The sequence below is a fragment of the Streptomyces sp. LX-29 genome, assembly GCF_029541745.1.
Taxonomy (GTDB): domain Bacteria; phylum Actinomycetota; class Actinomycetes; order Streptomycetales; family Streptomycetaceae; genus Streptomyces.
The window spans coordinates 2,281,782-2,298,317 of record NZ_CP089746.1; the positions used below are offsets into that span (position 1 = coordinate 2,281,782).

At 71.4% G+C, this 16,536-nt stretch carries 15 protein-coding genes and 1 riboswitch; of the genes, 5 read left to right on the forward strand and 10 right to left on the reverse strand.

Annotated features, from left to right (window positions below; all coding sequences use genetic code 11):
• Positions 1-23: 23 nt before the first annotated feature.
• Complete coding sequence (locus tag LRS74_RS09630) at positions 24-677, forward strand: N-acetylmuramoyl-L-alanine amidase (protein ID WP_347178118.1); 654 nt, start codon at positions 24-26, stop codon at positions 675-677.
• A gap of 105 nt (positions 678-782) precedes the next feature.
• Here LRS74_RS09630 and LRS74_RS09635 read toward each other — a convergent pair whose 3' ends face one another.
• The 9 genes from LRS74_RS09635 to LRS74_RS09675 form a co-directional block, all read right to left on the reverse strand.
• Positions 783-1,952, reverse strand: a complete 1,170-nt coding sequence (locus tag LRS74_RS09635) for a cysteine desulfurase family protein (protein WP_277740613.1) — start codon at positions 1,950-1,952, stop codon at positions 783-785.
• A 135-nt stretch (positions 1,953-2,087) separates the two neighbouring features.
• Positions 2,088-2,747, reverse strand: a complete 660-nt coding sequence (locus LRS74_RS09640) for a trimeric intracellular cation channel family protein (protein WP_277740614.1) — start codon at positions 2,745-2,747, stop codon at positions 2,088-2,090.
• A 33-nt stretch (positions 2,748-2,780) separates the two neighbouring features.
• Positions 2,781-3,863 carry a dipeptide ABC transporter ATP-binding protein gene (locus LRS74_RS09645; protein ID WP_277740615.1) on the reverse strand — a complete coding sequence of 361 codons (1,083 nt, stop codon included), beginning with the start codon at positions 3,861-3,863 and terminating at the stop codon, positions 2,781-2,783.
• 11 nt (positions 3,864-3,874) lie between these two features.
• Complete coding sequence (locus tag LRS74_RS09650; protein WP_277744677.1) at positions 3,875-4,993, reverse strand: ABC transporter ATP-binding protein; 1,119 nt, start codon at positions 4,991-4,993, stop codon at positions 3,875-3,877.
• A gap of 38 nt (positions 4,994-5,031) precedes the next feature.
• The gene (locus LRS74_RS09655; RefSeq protein WP_277740616.1) at positions 5,032-6,030 is read right to left on the reverse strand and encodes an ABC transporter permease; all 999 of its coding nucleotides are present in this window, start codon (positions 6,028-6,030) and stop codon (positions 5,032-5,034) included.
• 141 nt (positions 6,031-6,171) lie between these two features.
• Positions 6,172-7,986, reverse strand: coding sequence for an ABC transporter substrate-binding protein (locus LRS74_RS09660; RefSeq protein ID WP_277740617.1), 1,815 nt, complete (start codon positions 7,984-7,986; stop codon positions 6,172-6,174).
• A gap of 35 nt (positions 7,987-8,021) precedes the next feature.
• Complete coding sequence (locus LRS74_RS09665; protein WP_144381630.1) at positions 8,022-9,020, reverse strand: ABC transporter permease; 999 nt, start codon at positions 9,018-9,020, stop codon at positions 8,022-8,024.
• 399 nt (positions 9,021-9,419) lie between these two features.
• Positions 9,420-10,163, reverse strand: coding sequence for an enhanced serine sensitivity protein SseB C-terminal domain-containing protein (locus LRS74_RS09670; protein WP_277744678.1), 744 nt, complete (start codon positions 10,161-10,163; stop codon positions 9,420-9,422).
• A gap of 223 nt (positions 10,164-10,386) precedes the next feature.
• Positions 10,387-11,166: an enhanced serine sensitivity protein SseB gene (locus LRS74_RS09675; RefSeq protein WP_277740618.1), complete on the reverse strand. Its 780-nt coding sequence runs from the start codon at positions 11,164-11,166 to the stop codon at positions 10,387-10,389.
• A 217-nt stretch (positions 11,167-11,383) separates the two neighbouring features.
• Here LRS74_RS09675 and LRS74_RS09680 point away from each other — a divergent pair, with 217 nt between their 5' ends.
• Positions 11,384-12,163, forward strand: a complete 780-nt coding sequence (locus tag LRS74_RS09680; RefSeq protein ID WP_277740619.1) for a hypothetical protein — start codon at positions 11,384-11,386, stop codon at positions 12,161-12,163.
• 179 nt (positions 12,164-12,342) lie between these two features.
• Here LRS74_RS09680 and LRS74_RS09685 read toward each other — a convergent pair whose 3' ends face one another.
• Complete coding sequence (locus LRS74_RS09685) at positions 12,343-13,041, reverse strand: ATP-binding protein (RefSeq protein WP_277744679.1); 699 nt, start codon at positions 13,039-13,041, stop codon at positions 12,343-12,345.
• A 173-nt stretch (positions 13,042-13,214) separates the two neighbouring features.
• Positions 13,215-13,322: riboswitch (glycine riboswitch) on the forward strand.
• Positions 13,323-13,487: 165 nt separating this feature from the next.
• On the opposite strand from LRS74_RS09685, the gene gcvT reads away from it, so the two are divergent.
• The 3 genes from gcvT to glyA all read left to right on the forward strand — a co-directional run bounded on the left by gcvT (position 13,488) and on the right by glyA (position 16,398).
• A complete protein-coding gene (gene gcvT, locus LRS74_RS09690; RefSeq protein WP_277740620.1) occupies positions 13,488-14,603 on the forward strand; it encodes a glycine cleavage system aminomethyltransferase GcvT in 1,116 nt (371 codons plus the stop codon).
• Between the two features lie 121 nt (positions 14,604-14,724).
• Entirely contained in the window at positions 14,725-15,105 is a 381-nt protein-coding gene (gcvH, locus tag LRS74_RS09695) for a glycine cleavage system protein GcvH (RefSeq protein WP_144381626.1), read from the forward strand.
• A gap of 36 nt (positions 15,106-15,141) precedes the next feature.
• The gene (glyA, locus tag LRS74_RS09700; protein ID WP_277740621.1) at positions 15,142-16,398 is read left to right on the forward strand and encodes a serine hydroxymethyltransferase; all 1,257 of its coding nucleotides are present in this window, start codon (positions 15,142-15,144) and stop codon (positions 16,396-16,398) included.
• Positions 16,399-16,536: the final 138 nt, after the last annotated feature.

A 16,536-nucleotide genomic window follows, 5' to 3' on the forward strand; every position in this document is an offset into this window, starting at 1 on the left:
TCCCCTCCATCGTTAGGCGACGCGTGAGCGATACGGACACTACGGTCAGCCGGCGCCGTCTGCTGCTCGGCGGGGCCGCCGTCGCCGGGGTCGGCCTGGCCGGGTACGCGGCCCGGGACCAGCTGGAGCGGCTGTGGTGGCGTATGCCCGGGAACGACCGGCCGCGCCGACCGGGCGAGGTCGACCACCGGGACGCGGAGTGGGTGGCGGCCTCCGCCGCGAACTGGCGCCGGGCCGACCGGCCCTACGACTACGCCATCGACCGGGTGGTGATCCATGTCGTCCAGGGCGGCTACGCCGACGCGCTGAAGGTCTTCCGGGACCCCGAGCACGGCGCCGCCACGCACTACGTGGTGCGTCAGGACGGACGGATCGCGCAGACGGTGCGGGAGCTGGACGTGGCCTTCCACGCCGGCAACCGCGACTACAACGAGCGCAGCGTGGGCATCGAGCACGCCGGCTTCGTCGACCGGCCGCGCGACTTCACGGAGCCGATGTACCGGGCCTCGGCCCGGCTGACCGCCGGAATCTGCGCGCGCTACGACATCCCCGTGGACCGCGAGCATCTGATCGGCCATGTGGAGGTGCCCGGCACCGACCACACCGACCCGGGGCGCCACTGGGACTGGGACCGCTATCTGCGGCTGGTCCGCGCGGCGCGCGCCGACACCGACTAGCGCCTCACCACGGCGCCGGCCACCACCTCAGCCGGTCCGACGCACGCCGTCCGGCCCACCCAGACCGGCTCAGGCCGGCTCAGGCCGGCATCAGGTCGACCCCGCTCAGCTCAGCCCCGCGCTGCGGGCCCGCGCCACGGCCGGGCCGATCGCCTCCGCCACCGCGTCGACGTCGGCCTTGGTGGAGGTGTGGCCGAGGGAGAAGCGCAGGGTGCCGCGGGCCAGGTCGGGGTCGGTGCCGGTGGCCAGCACCACATGGCTGGGCTGGGCGATGCCGGCGGTGCAGGCCGAGCCGGTGGAGCACTCGATGCCCTGGGCGTCCAGGAGCAGCAGCAGCGAGTCGCCCTCGCAGCCGGGGAAGGAGAAGTGCGCGTTGGCCGGCAGCCGGCCGGCCGGGTCCGGGTCCCCGCCCAGCACCGCGTCGGGCACGGCCGCGCGGACCGTGGCGATCAGCTCGTCCCGCAGCGCGCCGACCTCGCGGGCGAACTCCTCGTGGCGCGCGGCAGCCAGCTCACCGGCGACCGCGAAGGCGGCCACCGCCGGCACGTCCAGGGTGCCGGAGCGCACCTGCCGCTCCTGGCCGCCGCCGTGCAGCAGCGGTACGGGGGCGTGCTCCCGGCCCAGCAGCAGCGCCCCGATGCCGTACGGGCCGCCGATCTTGTGGCCGCTGACGGTCATCGCGGCCAGCCCGGAGGCGGCGAAGTCCACCTTGAGCTGGCCGAACGCCTGGACCGCGTCGGCGTGCAGCGGCACGTCGTACTCCGCGGCGACGGCGGCCAGTTCGGCCACCGGCTGCACGGTGCCGATCTCGTTGTTGGCCCACATCACCGTGGCCAGGGCGACGCCGGCGGGGTCGCGGGCGATGGCCTCGCGCAGCGCGTCGGGGTGCACCCGCCCGTACCCGTCCACCGGGAGCCACTCCACGGCGGCACCCTCGTGGTCGGCGAGCCAGTGCACGGCGTCCAGCACGGCGTGGTGCTCGACGGGGCTGGCCAGCACCCGGGTGCGGGCCGGGTCGGCGGCCCGGCGGGACCAGTACAGCCCCTTGACCGCGAGGTTGTCCGCCTCGGTGCCCCCCGCGGTGAACACGACCTCGCTGGGGCGCGCCCCGAGGGCCGCGGCGAGCGACTCGCGGGACTCCTCGACGGTGCGACGGGCCCGCCGCCCCGCGGCGTGCAGCGAGGAGGCGTTGCCGACGACGGCGAGCTGGGCGGTCATCGCCTGCACCGCCTCCGGAAGCATCGGGGTGGTGGCGGCGTGGTCGAGGTATGCCATGGTGTGACGATTCTACGAGCCGGGGCGGGGTCGCGTGAGAGCCCGGTCGGCCCACTCGGCCCCGCCCCGGCCGGGCCGGGGCGAGGCCGAAGCCCCGTCAGCGGGCGCGCCCGGGGTGGGCCGGCGGGCCGGGGTTCAGAGCTCCTCGGGCGTGGCCGAGCGGCGGTGCCAGGCGCGCGGGGCGCGCCAGCCGAAGCGCATGGCGAGCAGCCGCAGCACGAAGGCGGTGGCGGCGGCGATGCTGCTGTTGACCGCGTTCAGCTGCTCGAAGTGGATCAGCAGCGCGGCCATGGCGGAGCCGACGATGGCGGGCACGGCGTACAGATCGCGGTCCCAGCGCAGCAGCGAGGGCACCTCGTTGGCGAGCACGTCCCTCAGCACACCGCCGCCGGCCGCGGTGACCAGGCCGAGGACGGCGGAGAAGGTGAGGCTGAGTCCGTATTCGTACGCCTTGGTGGTGCCGGCCACGCAGAACAGGCCGAGCCCGGCGGCGTCGAAGACCAGCACCGCGCCGTTGATCCGCTCCACCTGCGGGTGGAGGAAGAAGACGAGCACGGTGGCCACCAGGGGCATCAGGAAGTAACCCAGGTCGGTGAAGGCCGCCGGGGGCACGGCGCCGATGACCAGGTCACGAAGGAGCCCGCCGCCCAGCGCGGTGGCCTCGGCGAGCACCGCCATGCCGAACACGTCGAAGTTCTTGCGTACGGCGAGCAGCGCACCGGAGATCGCGAAGACGAAGATCCCGGCGAGGTCGAGTCCGTGCTGGACGGAGGGGGTGAACACATCGTTGAGCACCCGGCAATTCTGCCGGTCCCCGCTCTGGCGTTCCTACGAGGCGCCTCCGGTCCCCTTGCCGCCCGGTTGTTCCGGCGCGCCCTCGGGCGCGTTCTCCGGGTGGTGGCAGGCGACCCGGTGGCCGGCGACCAGCGCCGCCAGGGGCGGCTCCTGGGTCTTGCAGAGGTCGGTCGCCTTCCAGCACCGGGTGTGGAACCGGCAGCCGGGCGGCGGCGCGATCGGCGAGGGCACGTCGCCCTTGAGCAGGATCCTCCCCCGGTCGCCGCTCGTCCCGTCCTGCTTGGGCCGCCGCCTGGGGTCGGGCACCGGCACCGCGGACAGCAGCGCCTTGGTGTAGGGGTGCATGGGCTTCTCGTAGAGCGAGGTGCGGTCCGCCAGCTCGACGATCTTGCCCAGGTACATGACCGCGATCCGGTTCGAGACGTGTCGGATGACCGACAGGTCGTGCGCGATGATCACGTAGGTCAGCCCCAGCTCGCCCTGGAGGTCGGCCAGCAGGTTGACCACCTGGGCCTGGATGGAGACGTCCAGCGCCGAGACCGGCTCGTCGGCGACGACCAGTTTGGGCTTGAGGGCCAGCGCTCGGGCGATGCCGATGCGCTGCCGCTGGCCGCCGGAGAACTCGTGCGGATAGCGGTTGTAGTGCTCGGGGTTGAGCCCCACCAGCGACAGCAGCCGCTGCACCTCGGCCTTGACGCCGCCCTCCGGGGTGACCTTCTGGAGTCGGAAGGGGGCGCCGACGATGGCCCCGACCGAGTGGCGCGGGTTCAGCGAGGAGTACGGGTCCTGGAAGATCATCTGGATGTCGCGGCGCAGCGGCCGCATCCCGGCGGTGTCCAGATGGGTGATGTCCCTGCCCTGGAACTCCACCGTGCCGCGGCTGGGTTCCAGCAGCCGGGTGATCAGCCGGCCCATGGTGGACTTGCCGCACCCCGACTCGCCGACCACGCCCAGCGTCTCCCCCGGCCGCACGTCGAAGTCGAGGCCGTCGACCGCCTGGACCGCTCCGACCTGCCGCTGGAGCAGCCCCTTCTTGATGGGGAAGTGCTTGACCAGGCCGGTGACCTTCAGCAGGGGCTCCGGCTCGGCCGCCGGGGTCTGCGACGGGATCGTCATCTCCTGGCCTTTCACAGCTTCGGCGCAATCTCTTCGGTCCAGATCCGGGCGCGTTCCTCCGTCGTCATATGGCACGCGGAGAAGTGGCCGCCGCCCCGCTGCCCGTCCGGGGCCGGCGCGGGGACCGCGCGCAGCTCGGGCCGCTCCCGGCGGGTGACGCCGTCCTTGGGGACGTCGGCGTAGGGGCAGCGCGGGTGGAAGGCGCAGCCGGAGGGCAGGTTGATCAGGCTGGGCGGGGAGCCCTTGACCGGGATCAACCGCTCGGTGTGCTCCCGGTCGATGCGCGGCATGGAGCCGAGCAGCCCCCAGGTGTAGGGGTGCTGGGGGGTGTAGAAGACCTGCTCTGCGGTACCGCGCTCGACGCAGCGGCCGGCGTACATCACCAGGATGTCGTCGGCGAGCTCGGCGACCACGCCCAGGTCGTGGGTGATGACGATGACCGCGGAGCCGAACTCCTTCTGCAGGTCCCGGATGAGGTCGAGGATCTGCGCCTGGACGGTGACGTCCAGGGCGGTGGTCGGCTCGTCGGCGATGAGCAGCTCGGGGTTGTTGACCAGTGCCATCGCGATCATCGCGCGCTGGCGCATACCGCCGGAGAACTCGTGCGGGTAGTTGTCCACCCGCTTGTCCGGCTGGGGGATCCCGACCCGGTCCAGCATCTCCACCGCACGCTTCCGGGCGGTCTTCTTGTCGGTCTGGTGGTGGACCCGGTAGGCCTCGCTGATCTGGGCGCCGACCGTGAAGTAGGGGTGCATGGCGGAGAGCGGGTCCTGGAAGATCATGGCGAGTTCGCGGCCGCGCAGCCGACGCACCTCGTCCGGGGAGGCGCTCAGCAGCTCCTGGCCGTCCAGCCAGATCTCGCCGGAGATGTGGGCCCGGCGCTGTCGGCCGTGCTGGCCGGCCCGGTGCAGCCCCATGATGCCCAGCGAGGTCACCGACTTGCCGGAGCCGGACTCGCCCACGATGCCCAGCGTCTTCCCCTTCTCCAGGGAGAAGGAGACCCCGTCGACGGACTTGACCAGGCCGTCGTCGGTGGGGAAGTGCACCTTCAGGTCGCGCACCTCCAGGAAGGACGTGGGGGGCGGGGAGTCGGCGGGCACCGGCTCGCCGACCGCGCCGGTCTTCGTCAGCGAGGGTCCGGGGGTCTCCCCCGGGGCGGGCACAGTGGTCACGAGAGCCTCACTCGGGGATCGATCACGGCGTAGAGCAGGTCCACGATGAGGTTGGCGAGGACCACGAAGAAGGCGGCGACCATGGTCACCCCGAGGATCATCGGCAGGTCCTTGCCGCGGATCGCGGTGACCGCCAGGTCGCCGAGGCCGTGCAGGCTGTAGGTGGACTCGGTGAGCACCGCGCCGCCGACCAGCGCGCCGAGGTCCAGGCCGAAGATGGTGAGGATGGGGGTCATGGTCGAGCGCAGCGCGTGCTTGCCGACCACCGTCCGCTCCTTCAGCCCCTTGGCGCGGGCGGTGCGGATGTAGTCCTCGCTCATCACCTCCAGCATCGTCGCCCGGGTGAGCCGGGCGTACATGGCCGCGTAGAGGAAGGCGAGGGTGATCCAGGGCAGCATCAGATTGGTGAACCATCCGCCGGGGTCGTCCATGAAGGGGACGTACTGCGCGGAGGTCCAGCCGAGTTGGTAGGAGAAGACGGCGAGACCCAGCATGCCGGTGAAGTAGATCGGCAGCGAGACCCCGGCCAGCGCCCCGATCATCGCCGCCCGGTCCAGGACCGTGCCCTTGCGCAGGGCGGAGACGATGCCGACGGCCACCCCGCCGAGCAGCCAGAGCACGGCGGCTCCGCCGGCCAGGGAGGCGGTGACGGGCAGCCGGTCCTGGAGCACCGGCCAGACCTCCTGCTCGGTGCGGAACGAGTAGCCGAAGCAGGGGGCGGGGCAGTGGGTGACCTCGACGCCGTCGTCGTAGTCCCGCCCGGCGACGATGCCCTTGACGAACTCCCCGTACTGCACCAGGACGGGCTCGTCCAGGCCGAGCTTCTCCCGGATGCCCTCGATCGACGCCGGGTCGGTGTTGCGTCCGGCGTACATGAGCGCCGGGTCGGTGCCGGTGAGCTTGGGCACCATGAAGAAGACCGCGAATGTGGCCAGGGTGACCACGAGCAGCATGACGACGACCGTGACCAGCCGCCGGACGATGTACACAAGCACTGTGGTCGGCCTTCGGGCGGCCGCCGCGGGAAGCTCCCCCAGACCGGGTCTGGGAGGCGCTCCCGAGGGCGGCCGCCCGGCAGGCCCTCACCTGCCCTTCGCTCTATCGGGACGGACTACCGGTCGGGTACCGGGACCGGATTACTTGTCGCCGCCCTTGACGCCGAGCGAGACGAAGTCGACCTTTCCGTTGAAGCCTTCCGACGTGTACACGTTGGTCAGCTCCGGGCTGCGGTAGTTCAGCGTCTTGTCGTAGACGAACGGCACGTAGAGGGCCAGGTCGCTCACCCGCTGGTTGAGCTCCTTGTACGTCTCGGCGGCCTTGGCCGGGTCGGACTCGGCGATCGCCTTGTCGAACAGGGCGTCGATCTTCTTGTCCTTGACCTCGGTGTAGTTGTTGTTGCCGCTGTCGAGCAGGAAGCGGCTGTCCACCAGCGGCTGCAGGAAGCCGGCACCGGAGTTGAAGTCGGCACCCCAGCCGTAGATGATCAGGCCGTAGCCCTGCTTCTGCACGTTGTTCGGGGAGCCGATCACCGCGTTGCCCTGGGCGCCGTCGAACTTGTCGATGTCGACGGTGATGCCGACCTTGCCCAGCGCGTCCTGGAGCGCCTCGGCGGAGGCGACCTCGGCGGGCTCGTTCTGGCGCACCGCCACCTTGGTCTTGAAGCCGCCCGGCTTGCCGCACTGCTTCAGCTCGTCCCGGGCCTTGTCCTGCTGCGGCTTGCCGCCGCCCGCCCGCATCCCGTACGGGTCGGAGGAGGCGTCGTGGCCGGAGATGGTCGGCGGCAGCATGTTGATGCCGATCTCGCCGCCGTACTTGCCGCCGCGCGAGGCCAGCAGCGTGGTCTTGTCGGAGGCGTAGATGACCGCACGCCGGCAGTGCACGTTGTTGAACGGCTCGACCGACTGCGGCATCGCCACGTAGCGGATGAAGCCGGTCAGCGGGTCGTCGGTGTTGGCCTTGAGGTCCGCGTCCCGCAGGATCTTGACCCGGGCGGCCTGCTGGACGCCGCGCTGGGTCAGGTTCAGGTGGTAGGTCCCGTCGAGCAGCTTGGCGTCCGCGTCGTCGGCGTTGGTGGTGAAGTCGACGGTGACCTCGTCCGGCAGCGCCGCGCGGACCGGGTCGGAGGACTTCTTCCACGCGGTGTTGCGCTCCAGCACCAGCTTCTTACCCGGGTCGTACGTCTTGAACTTGTACGGTCCGGAGGAGAACGGCCGCAGGGTGTACTTCGCGCCCTTGTCCTGCTTGGGCGGCACCGGGGTGGAGGTGGGCAGCGCGAGGATGCCCTCGAAGTCGGAGTTGGGCTCGGGCAGGTTGAAGATGATCGTCTTCTCGTCCGGGGTCTGGATGGACTTCAGCCCCAGCTTGTCCTTGGCCTTGTCCTTGTACGGACCCTTGTACTTCTGCCCGTTGTCGAGGATCTGCATCAGGTAGGGCGGGCCGCCGTTGATCACGTCGGTGGCGAAGATGCGCTCGATGCCGTACTTGATGTCCTGCGAGGTGATCTTCGAGCCGTCCTCGTAGAAGAGGTCGTCGCGCAGGGTGTAGGTGTACGTCTTACCGTCGTTGGTGACCTTGGCGCGTTCGGTGGCCAGGTCGGGAACGATGTCCTGGCCCCCCTTGCCCGGCTTGGGCGCGTAGGTCACCAGCTGACGCGTGTAGAAGCGGGAGAAGTCCCACATGAAGCCGTAGTAGCCGCGCTGCGGGTCCCAGAAGTCGGCGTCCTGGGTGCTGATGAACTTCAGCGTGCCGCCCGCCTCGGTGGACGGGTTGAGGATCTTGCTGTTGGCGGCGTTGAAGCCGCCGTCCTTGCCCCCGCCTCCACCTCCGCCGGAGCCGTCGCCGTTCTTGTTGCGGCCGTTGTCGCCGCTGCACGCCGCCGCGCCGGCGAGGAGCGCCGCCACGGCGATGCCGGCCGCCAGCCGACGGGTTGCTCTGCTGCTGGGGATCGTCACTGTGTCGCTTCCTCCGTGAGTGCGGAACTGCCCGGTCAGCGGGAACCCTTGGGGTCGAGCGCATCGCGCACACCGTCGCCGAAGAGGTTGAAGGCGAGAACGGTGATGAAGATGGCCAGACCGGGAATGATCATGAAAGTGGGGTCGGCCTCGAAGATCGGCACGGCGGCCGAGAGCATCTGACCCCAGGACGCGGTGGGCGACTTGACGCCCGCACCGAGGAAACTGAGCGCCGCCTCGTTGAGGATGTTGGTCGGGATCATCATGGTCGTGTAGACCAGGATCGGCGCCACCAGATTGGGCAGCAGCTCCTTGACGAGGATGTAGGCGCGCCCGGCGCCCATGCCCCGCGCGGCCTCCACGTACTCGCGCTCCCGCAGGCTGAGCGTCTGTCCGCGCACGATGCGGCCGACGTAGCTCCACCCGAAGAAGCCGATCACCAGGACCAGCACCCCGAGTCTGACGCCGGAGCCGGAGAAGCCCCACAGATCACCGGGGATGACCGAGACCAGCGCGATGATGAACAGCAGCTGCGGGAAGGAGAGCAGCAGGTCCATGACCCGGCTGATCGCCGCGTCCACCCAGCCGCCGAAGTAGCCGGCCAGGACGCCGAAGACGGTGCCGAGGACGACCGAGACCAGGGTGGCGAGGAAGGCCACCAGCAGCGAGACCCGGGCCCCGTAGACCACCCGGCTGAAGACGTCGCGGCCGTTGACCGGCTCCAGACCGAAGAGGTAGTCGGAGCTCATCCCGCCGAAGTCGCCCCTGGGCAGGCCCGTTTCGGCTTCCAGCTCGTCCACGTGCCAGTCGTTCGGCGGATGGCCGAACCAGCTCACGATGAGGGGGGCGAAGACGGCCACCAAGATCAGGAAGAGTACGATGATGCCACCGGCCAGGGCGACCTTGTCGCGCTTGAGCCGCATCCAGGCGATACGGCCCGGGGACCGACCCTGGATCTCCTTGGTGGGCACGCCGGCGGCAACGTCGACGGCTGCGGTCTCCGCCGCGCCCGTGTCATGCAGTGGTGCCGTCATCGCTGTGGGGACCCCTCTCGGCCGGCGAGTGTCCGGCCCACGACCCGCCGCCACGGCGGCCTGGTTCACATCACTGGTGCGTCAACAGGTGCGTCAACTGGTGCATCGACTGGTGCGCTTGGTGCGAGAAATGCCAAAAGTCGTGCTGCGGACTGCGCGTTGCGTTGCGAGTGGTGCCGGTGGTGCCGGTAGTGCGAGAGCTCGCGAGAAGGGGGTCGTAGGCGGGAACGCCGACCCTTGGAGCGGGAGTCTTCAACGCGTTTGTGATCACCCGCCAGCCCTGCTCGGCAAAGGATGCGCAACCGTGATCTGGGAAGGGGGGTTCCGTTATACGGACAGTGGTGCCCCGTCAGCGGGGTGATGAGCGCGCCGGCCCGGCCCCCTCCGGGGCCGGCCGGGTCAGAAGCCCTGGTGCGGGGGCGGGTAGCCGTAGCCGTACGACGGCGCCGGGGCGCCGCCGTAGGCGTCGCGGTCGAAGAACGGGCGGGCGTTGGCCCGCATCCACATGGCCACCGGGTCGTACTCGTCGGCCATCGCCACCGTGGAGACCGGCAGCCCGTCCGGCACCGCCCCGATGGACTGCTGCATCATCAGCCGCACCGCCTCCACCGAGGGCTGGCTGGTGTCGTACAGGTCCAGCCCGATGGCCAGGTACGGGGCGCCGAGCGCCGGCTGCACCCAGGCACGGCGCAGCGCCCGCACCACCGGGGTGCGGTGCGCGTTCTGCCCCAACAGCGCGTAGAACTGGGGGATCTGGATGGCCGGCTCGCTGATCCGCAGCGGCCCCGCGGGCAGCCGCTCCAGGCCGCCGGCGATGCGCCGCAGGTCGAGCCAGGGGATGCCGACGCCACCGCCGGGGGCGTGCGGGTTCAGCCACAGGCCCCAGCGGTCGCGGAAGAGCGCGGCGGCGACCTGGCGGCCGCCGATCACCTCGTGGGCGCGGTTCCAACCGCTGGCGGCGAGCTCCTGGGCGGAGGTGACACACGGCGCGTAGCCGAGGCCGTCGACGTCCATGTTGCCGTACTGGGCGTCGGGCGAGCCGGGGCGTCCGTGCCACAGAAGCATCCAGACCGCCCCGTCGGCGAGGGCCTGCAACAGCGCCTCGTAGGCGTCGTACCGGCCGGGAGCGACCTGCGGCAGCATCTGCTCGACCTGACCGGCGGTCGTCGCGCCGTCCTCCCGTCGCCCTCCTCCGCCGTGGTACGAGTCGCCGCGCTCCGCCCCCCAATCTGCGCCCGCGCTCACCTGCGTCCGCCCCTTCTCTCGGTTCTCGCGGCCCGCACCGCACCGCACCGGGGCGCGCCCATGCGTCCCCTCAGGTCATCCAACCAGCTTACGAGTACGTACCGACCGCGCGCGGCGCGGTCTACAGGTCACGGTCGTAGAACGGCCGCACCCGCTCGCGGATCCAGTCGCCGACCGGATCCCGCGTGACGTCCAGCAGCACCAGCTGGACCGGCCAGGGGACGGCGATGGCGCCGAGCGCGCGGCCGAGCGCGTCCACCACCTGCGCCTGGACCTCCGGGGAGGGCTGGTCCACCTCGACGCCGACGAAGAGCGCGGGGTCCTGACCCTCCACGCTGGCCAGTGCGCGGCGCGCGGTGCGGACCCCGCCCAGCGCGGCGAACTCCAGCCCGGCGGCGGCCAGGAAGTCCACCGGCTCGTCCTGCCAGTCGGGCTCGAAGAGCCGCACCCGGCCGCCGGTGGCCGGGCCGTCCAGCTCGCCGCGGCCCGCGCGGCACAGTTCGGCCACGGCGGGCGGCGGCAGCGGCGCGCCGACCGCGCCGCCCGGGTTGAGCGCGATGCCGACCTGCGGCGGCAGGCCGCGCGCGAACTCCACGGCCGGGGCCACGGCGAACGACAGATGGGTGCCGGCGACGCGCAGGAACTCCTGTTCGGAGGTGAACACCGGGACGTAGACCTGGCCTTCCAGATCCACGGTGGGCAGGTCGAGGTCGGCGCTGGCGGGGCCGCCGCCGTTCGGCAGCGGGACCCACAGATGACTGCGGCTCAGGACCTCGAGGATGCGGGCGCCCGCGTCGGGCACGCCGAGCGAGGCGGCGAGCACCTCTTCGAGCTCATTGCCGGGGAAGGCGCCGTCCAGCGATGCGGGCGCGTGCTGCCCGTAGTGCTCCGGGATGCTCATGTCGTCCAACCGCCGTCTCGTCCAACCTGCAGAGGCACCCTAACGGCTGCGCGCTCGGCGGCGGCCGGCGACCACCCGTTTTCTCGGCGAAACCGCAGGTCGCGGGGCGCACCGCGGCAAGGTGAGGCAATACCCGGGGTAGCCGTCGAGTTGCGGACGGTGAGTGGCGGGCCCAGCGTGGAGACGCCCGATCGACACAGCGAAGGGATCTGCCCTCATGCACGTCAACAAGGTGACCTCCATCGCCATAGCGGCCGCCGTCTGCGGATCGCTCGCCATGGTCAGCATCGGCCCGGCCGTCGCCGCCACGCACGCCGCGGAACGGGTCTCCGCGGTCGCGCCGGCGCCCGACCCACAGGACTCGGCGCGCATGACGATGCAGAAGCTGGCCGAGCTGCGGATGCTGGGCGTCGAGATCACCACCAAGGCCCGGGCCAAGAACCCGAACATGGCCGAGCTCAAGCAGCTCCAGGCGCGCATGAAGACCACCGCGGACGAGATGCTCGCGGCGATCAAGCAGACCGCGGGTTCCAAGGCGACGACCACCGCGGCCGACCCCATCCAGGACGTCAAGGACCTGCTGGCCCAACTGACCGACCACGTCACCCAGGCGATCACCGCGCTGACCAACCTGGACCTGGCCGGTCTCACCACGGCGGTCACGGCGATCCTGGACGACCTGGCCGAGCTGGTGGTGGCGGTGCCGAAGATGCTGACCGCGCTGCCGGTCCCGGTGCCACCGCTTCCTCCGTTCCCCCTCCCGCTGCCCCTGCCGCTGGAGGACGATTCGGACACCGGGGCGGAGGACAGCCCGGACCACTCCGTGGAGGACGCGGAGGACCAGGCGGAGGAGGACGCGGTCATCAGACCCGAACGACCGCAGACGCCCGGTCAGCCGCAGATGCCCGGCCAGCCGCAGACGCCCGGCCAGCCGGGGCAGCAGCAGCCTCAACTTCCGGAGAGGCCGACGCTGCCGGAGAAGCCGAAGATGTCCTGAGCGGTGCACACCACCGCGCCGGACCGGCGCCCCAGCGCGTCCGGAGGGAGCGGCACCCCGCCGCCCTCTCCGGACGCGCCTCGCCGTCCGGCCACCGGCCATGGCCGCGGCTCGTGCGTCGGGCCGTCCGGCGCCGAGACCGGCACCCGCCCCGGGGCGCGCCCGGTCGAGGTCCGCGCTCAGTCGAAGCCGATGGTCTCCAGCGCGTCCACGGCCGCGCGGTCCAGCAGCACCGCGGAGGAGCAGCCGTGCGGGGGCCGGCCGACCTCCGCCGCTTCGAGCAGCCGTGCCATCGCGCGCCGGTGCCGCCCGAAGGCGTAACCGGAGACCGCGCGGCCGCGCGCGCTCTGCCCGGCCAACGCCACCGCGGGTGACACGTCCAGCAGCACCGCGTGCAGCCGGCGGCCCTGCCGCCGCGCGCGCCGGGCCAGCCAGCGGCGCACCCACACCAGCTGGCCGCAGTCGTGCACCACCACGCTGGCGCCGGAGCGCACCGCGCGGCGCAGCCGGGCGTAGTGCGCGCAGCGCACCAGGGGGCGGTAGACCACGTACGGCAGCCAGTCGGGCAGCCGGCGCTGCCAGCGTTCGCGGGTGTCCTGCGAGTCCACCCGGCAGACGGCCTCGCCGCGCAGGTCCAGGCCGGCCACGGTCCGCTTCATCAGGGTGCTCTTGCCGCTGCCCGGCAGCCCGGAGGCGACGACGAGGTCACCGGCCGGGTAGCGCAGCTCCCGGGCGGGGTGCCCGGCGCGCAGGTCGTGGACGGCCGCTCCCCGGCCCGGTCTGACGGTGCGCCCCCCGTGGCGCGCGGGTGTTCGGCCCGGGGACAGAGGGGTGTCCGCGGTCGTGGTCTGGTCCGAACGGTGCCCCTGCACGGTGATCGACCTCCAAGGTCCGTTCACGTCCGCCTACCCGAAGAGTGTCAAGCAAAGGTAATGACGGACAAGGCGGTCTCCGGGGACCGTGGCAGATCGCACCCGGGTGGGGGGTTCCCTTCACGCTCATACGTGCGATGATGTGCGCGCAGCTCAACCGCAACTCCATACCGGCCGCATGAATCCGCGCGGGAGAGTCCCCGGCCCGGCCGTCCGTGCCGCGCACCGGGGCGCCGAAGGAGCAAGCCTCCCTTGAATCTCTCAGGCACCGATACCGCGTGGGCGAGGCAGATCTGAAAAGCGAGCCGCCGCCGTGGCTCCGCCGAAGGTGCAAGCCGGACCCCTCCGTACGCGTCGCTTCGCGTTCGACCGGGTCACGGTGAAGCTCTCAGGTTCCGATGACAGATGGGGAGAAGTCACCGACGCCACTCCTCGCCTGGGAGCAACGAACCATGACCGACGCCCCACGTCTCACCGCACTCGACGCACTGCACCGCGCGCTCGGCGCGACCATGACCGACTTCGCCGGCTGGGACATGCCGCTGCGCTACGGCAGCGAGCGTGACGAGCACAACGCGGTGCGCACCCACGCGGGGCTCTTCGACCTCTCGCACATGGGCGAGATCACCCTCACCGGCCCGCAGGCCGGGCAGGCGCTGGACTACGCCCTGGTGGGCCACCTGTCGGCGCTGGCCGTCGGCCGCGCCCGCTACACCATGATCTGCGACGCCGAGGGCGGCATCCTCGACGACCTGATCGTCTACCGCCTCGGCGACGAGGAGTACATGGTCGTCGCCAACGCCTCCAACGCCCAGGTGGTGCTGGACGCGCTGACCGAGCGGGCGGCCGGCTTCGACACCGTGGTGCGGGACGACCGGGACGCCTACGCGCTGATCGCGGTGCAGGGTCCGGAGTCCCCCGGCATCCTGAAGCAGCTGACCGACGCCGACCTGGACGGACTGAAGTACTACGCGGGCCTGCCGGGCACCGTCGCCGGCGTCTCCGTGCTGATCGCGCGGACCGGCTACACCGGCGAGGACGGCTTCGAGCTGTTCGTGGCGCCGGCCGACGCGGAGCGGCTGTGGCAGGCGCTGACCGAGGCGGGCGCGGACGCCGGCCTGGTGCCCTGCGGGCTGTCCTGCCGGGACACGCTGCGCCTGGAGGCGGGCATGCCGCTGTACGGGCACGAGCTCACCACCGCCACGACCCCCTTCGACGCCGGGCTGGGCCGCGTGGTCAAGTTCGACAAGGAGGGCGACTTCGTGGGCCGCGCGGCCCTGGAGTCGGCGGCCGAGCGGGCCGCGGCCAACCCGCCGCGCAAGCTCGTCGGGCTGATCGCCGCGGGCCGCCGGGTGCCGCGCGCCGGCTACCCGGTGGTGGTCGGCGGCGAGGTGGTCGGCGAGGTCACCTCCGGTGCCCCGTCCCCGACCCTCGGCAAGCCGATCGCGATCGCGTACGTCGACGCCGCGCACGCCGCCCCGGGTACGGAGGGTGTCGGCGTGGACATCCGCGGCGCCCATGAGCCGTACGAGGTCGTGGCGCTGCCGTTCTACAAGCGCCAGCGCTGACGCTTCCGTACGTTCGCTTCTGTGACGTTCGCAGCCTTTGCACCGGTCTGCGCTCGCACCCCTCTGTCCCACCTGTCAAGACGTGGCACGACCACCCCGCCCTATCCAGGAGAATCAGGTCATGAGCAACCCCCAGCAGCTTCGCTACAGCAAGGAGCACGAGTGGCTGTCGGCCGCCGAGGACGGCGTCTCGACGGTCGGCATCACGGAGCACGCGGCCAACGCGCTCGGTGACGTGGTCTACGTCCAGCTCCCCGAGGTCGGCGCCACGGTGACCGCCGGTGAGACCTGCGGCGAGCTCGAGTCCACCAAGTCGGTGAGCGATCTGTACTCCCCGGTGACCGGCGAGGTCACCGAGGTCAACGAGGACGTCGTCAACGACCCCTCGCTGGTGAACTCCGCCCCCTTCGAGGGCGGCTGGCTGTTCAAGGTGAAGCTGACGGAGGAGGCCCCGGCCGACCTGCTCTCCGCCGACGAGTACGCCGAGTTCTCCGGCAGCTGACCGTACGCACCCTCATCTGACCAGATCGGGAACCTGATGTCGCTTCTCAACAGCTCCCTGCACGAGCTCGATCCGGACGTCGCCGCCGCCGTCGACGCCGAGCTCCACCGTCAGCAGTCCACCCTGGAGATGATCGCCTCGGAGAACTTCGCTCCGGTCGCCGTCATGGAGGCCCAGGGCTCGGTTCTCACCAACAAGTACGCCGAGGGCTACCCGGGCCGCCGCTACTACGGCGGCTGCGAGCACGTCGACGTCGTCGAGCGCATCGCCATCGACCGGATCAAGACGCTCTTCGGCGCCGAGGCCGCCAACGTGCAGCCGCACTCGGGCGCCCAGGCCAACGCGGCGGCGATGTTCGCGCTGCTCAAGCCGGGCGACACCATCCTGGGTCTGGACCTGGCCCACGGCGGCCACCTGACCCACGGCATGAAGATCAACTTCTCCGGCAAGCTCTACAACGTGGTGGCCTACCACGTGGACGAGACCGGCCGGGTCGACATGGACGAGGTCGAGCGGCTGGCCAAGGAGTCCAAGCCGAAGCTGATCGTGGCCGGCTGGTCCGCCTACCCGCGCCAGCTGGACTTCGCCGCCTTCCGCCGGATCGCGGACGAGGTCGGCGCGTACCTGATGGTCGACATGGCGCACTTCGCCGGTCTGGTCGCGGCCGGGCTGCACCCGAACCCGGTGCCGCACGCCCACGTCGTGACCACCACCACCCACAAGACGCTGGGCGGCCCGCGCGGCGGTGTGATCCTGTCCACCCAGGAGCTCGCCAAGAAGATCAACTCGGCGGTCTTCCCGGGTCAGCAGGGCGGCCCGCTGGAGCACGTGATCGCGGCGAAGGCGGTCTCCTTCAAGGTCGCGGCGTCCGAGGAGTTCAAGGAGCGCCAGCTGCGCACCCTGGAGGGCGCGCGGATCCTCGCCGAGCGTCTGGTCCAGGACGACGTCAAGGAGCACGGCGTCTCGGTCCTCTCCGGCGGCACCGATGTGCACCTGGTCCTGGTCGACCTGCGCAACAGCGAGCTGGACGGCCAGCAGGCCGAGGACCGGCTGCACGAGATCGGCATCACGGTCAACCGGAACGCCATCCCGAACGACCCGCGCCCGCCGATGGTCACCTCCGGCCTGCGGATCGGCACCCCGGCGCTGGCCACCCGGGGCTTCACCGCCGACGACTTCCGCGAGGTCGCCGACATCATCGCCGAGGCCCTGAAGCCCACCCACGACACCGAGCCGCTCAAGGCCCGGGTCGCGGCGCTGGCCGAGAAGCACCCGCTGTACCCCGGTCTGTAACCGACCCGGGGTAACAAGCACCACGGGGCACCCCGCACACTGGAGTGTGCAGGGTGCCCCGTATCCCCCCACACTGCCGCAACACCGGCACCCTCCGCACCACCAGCACCACCCACTAGCAGACAAGGGAGTCCGCCA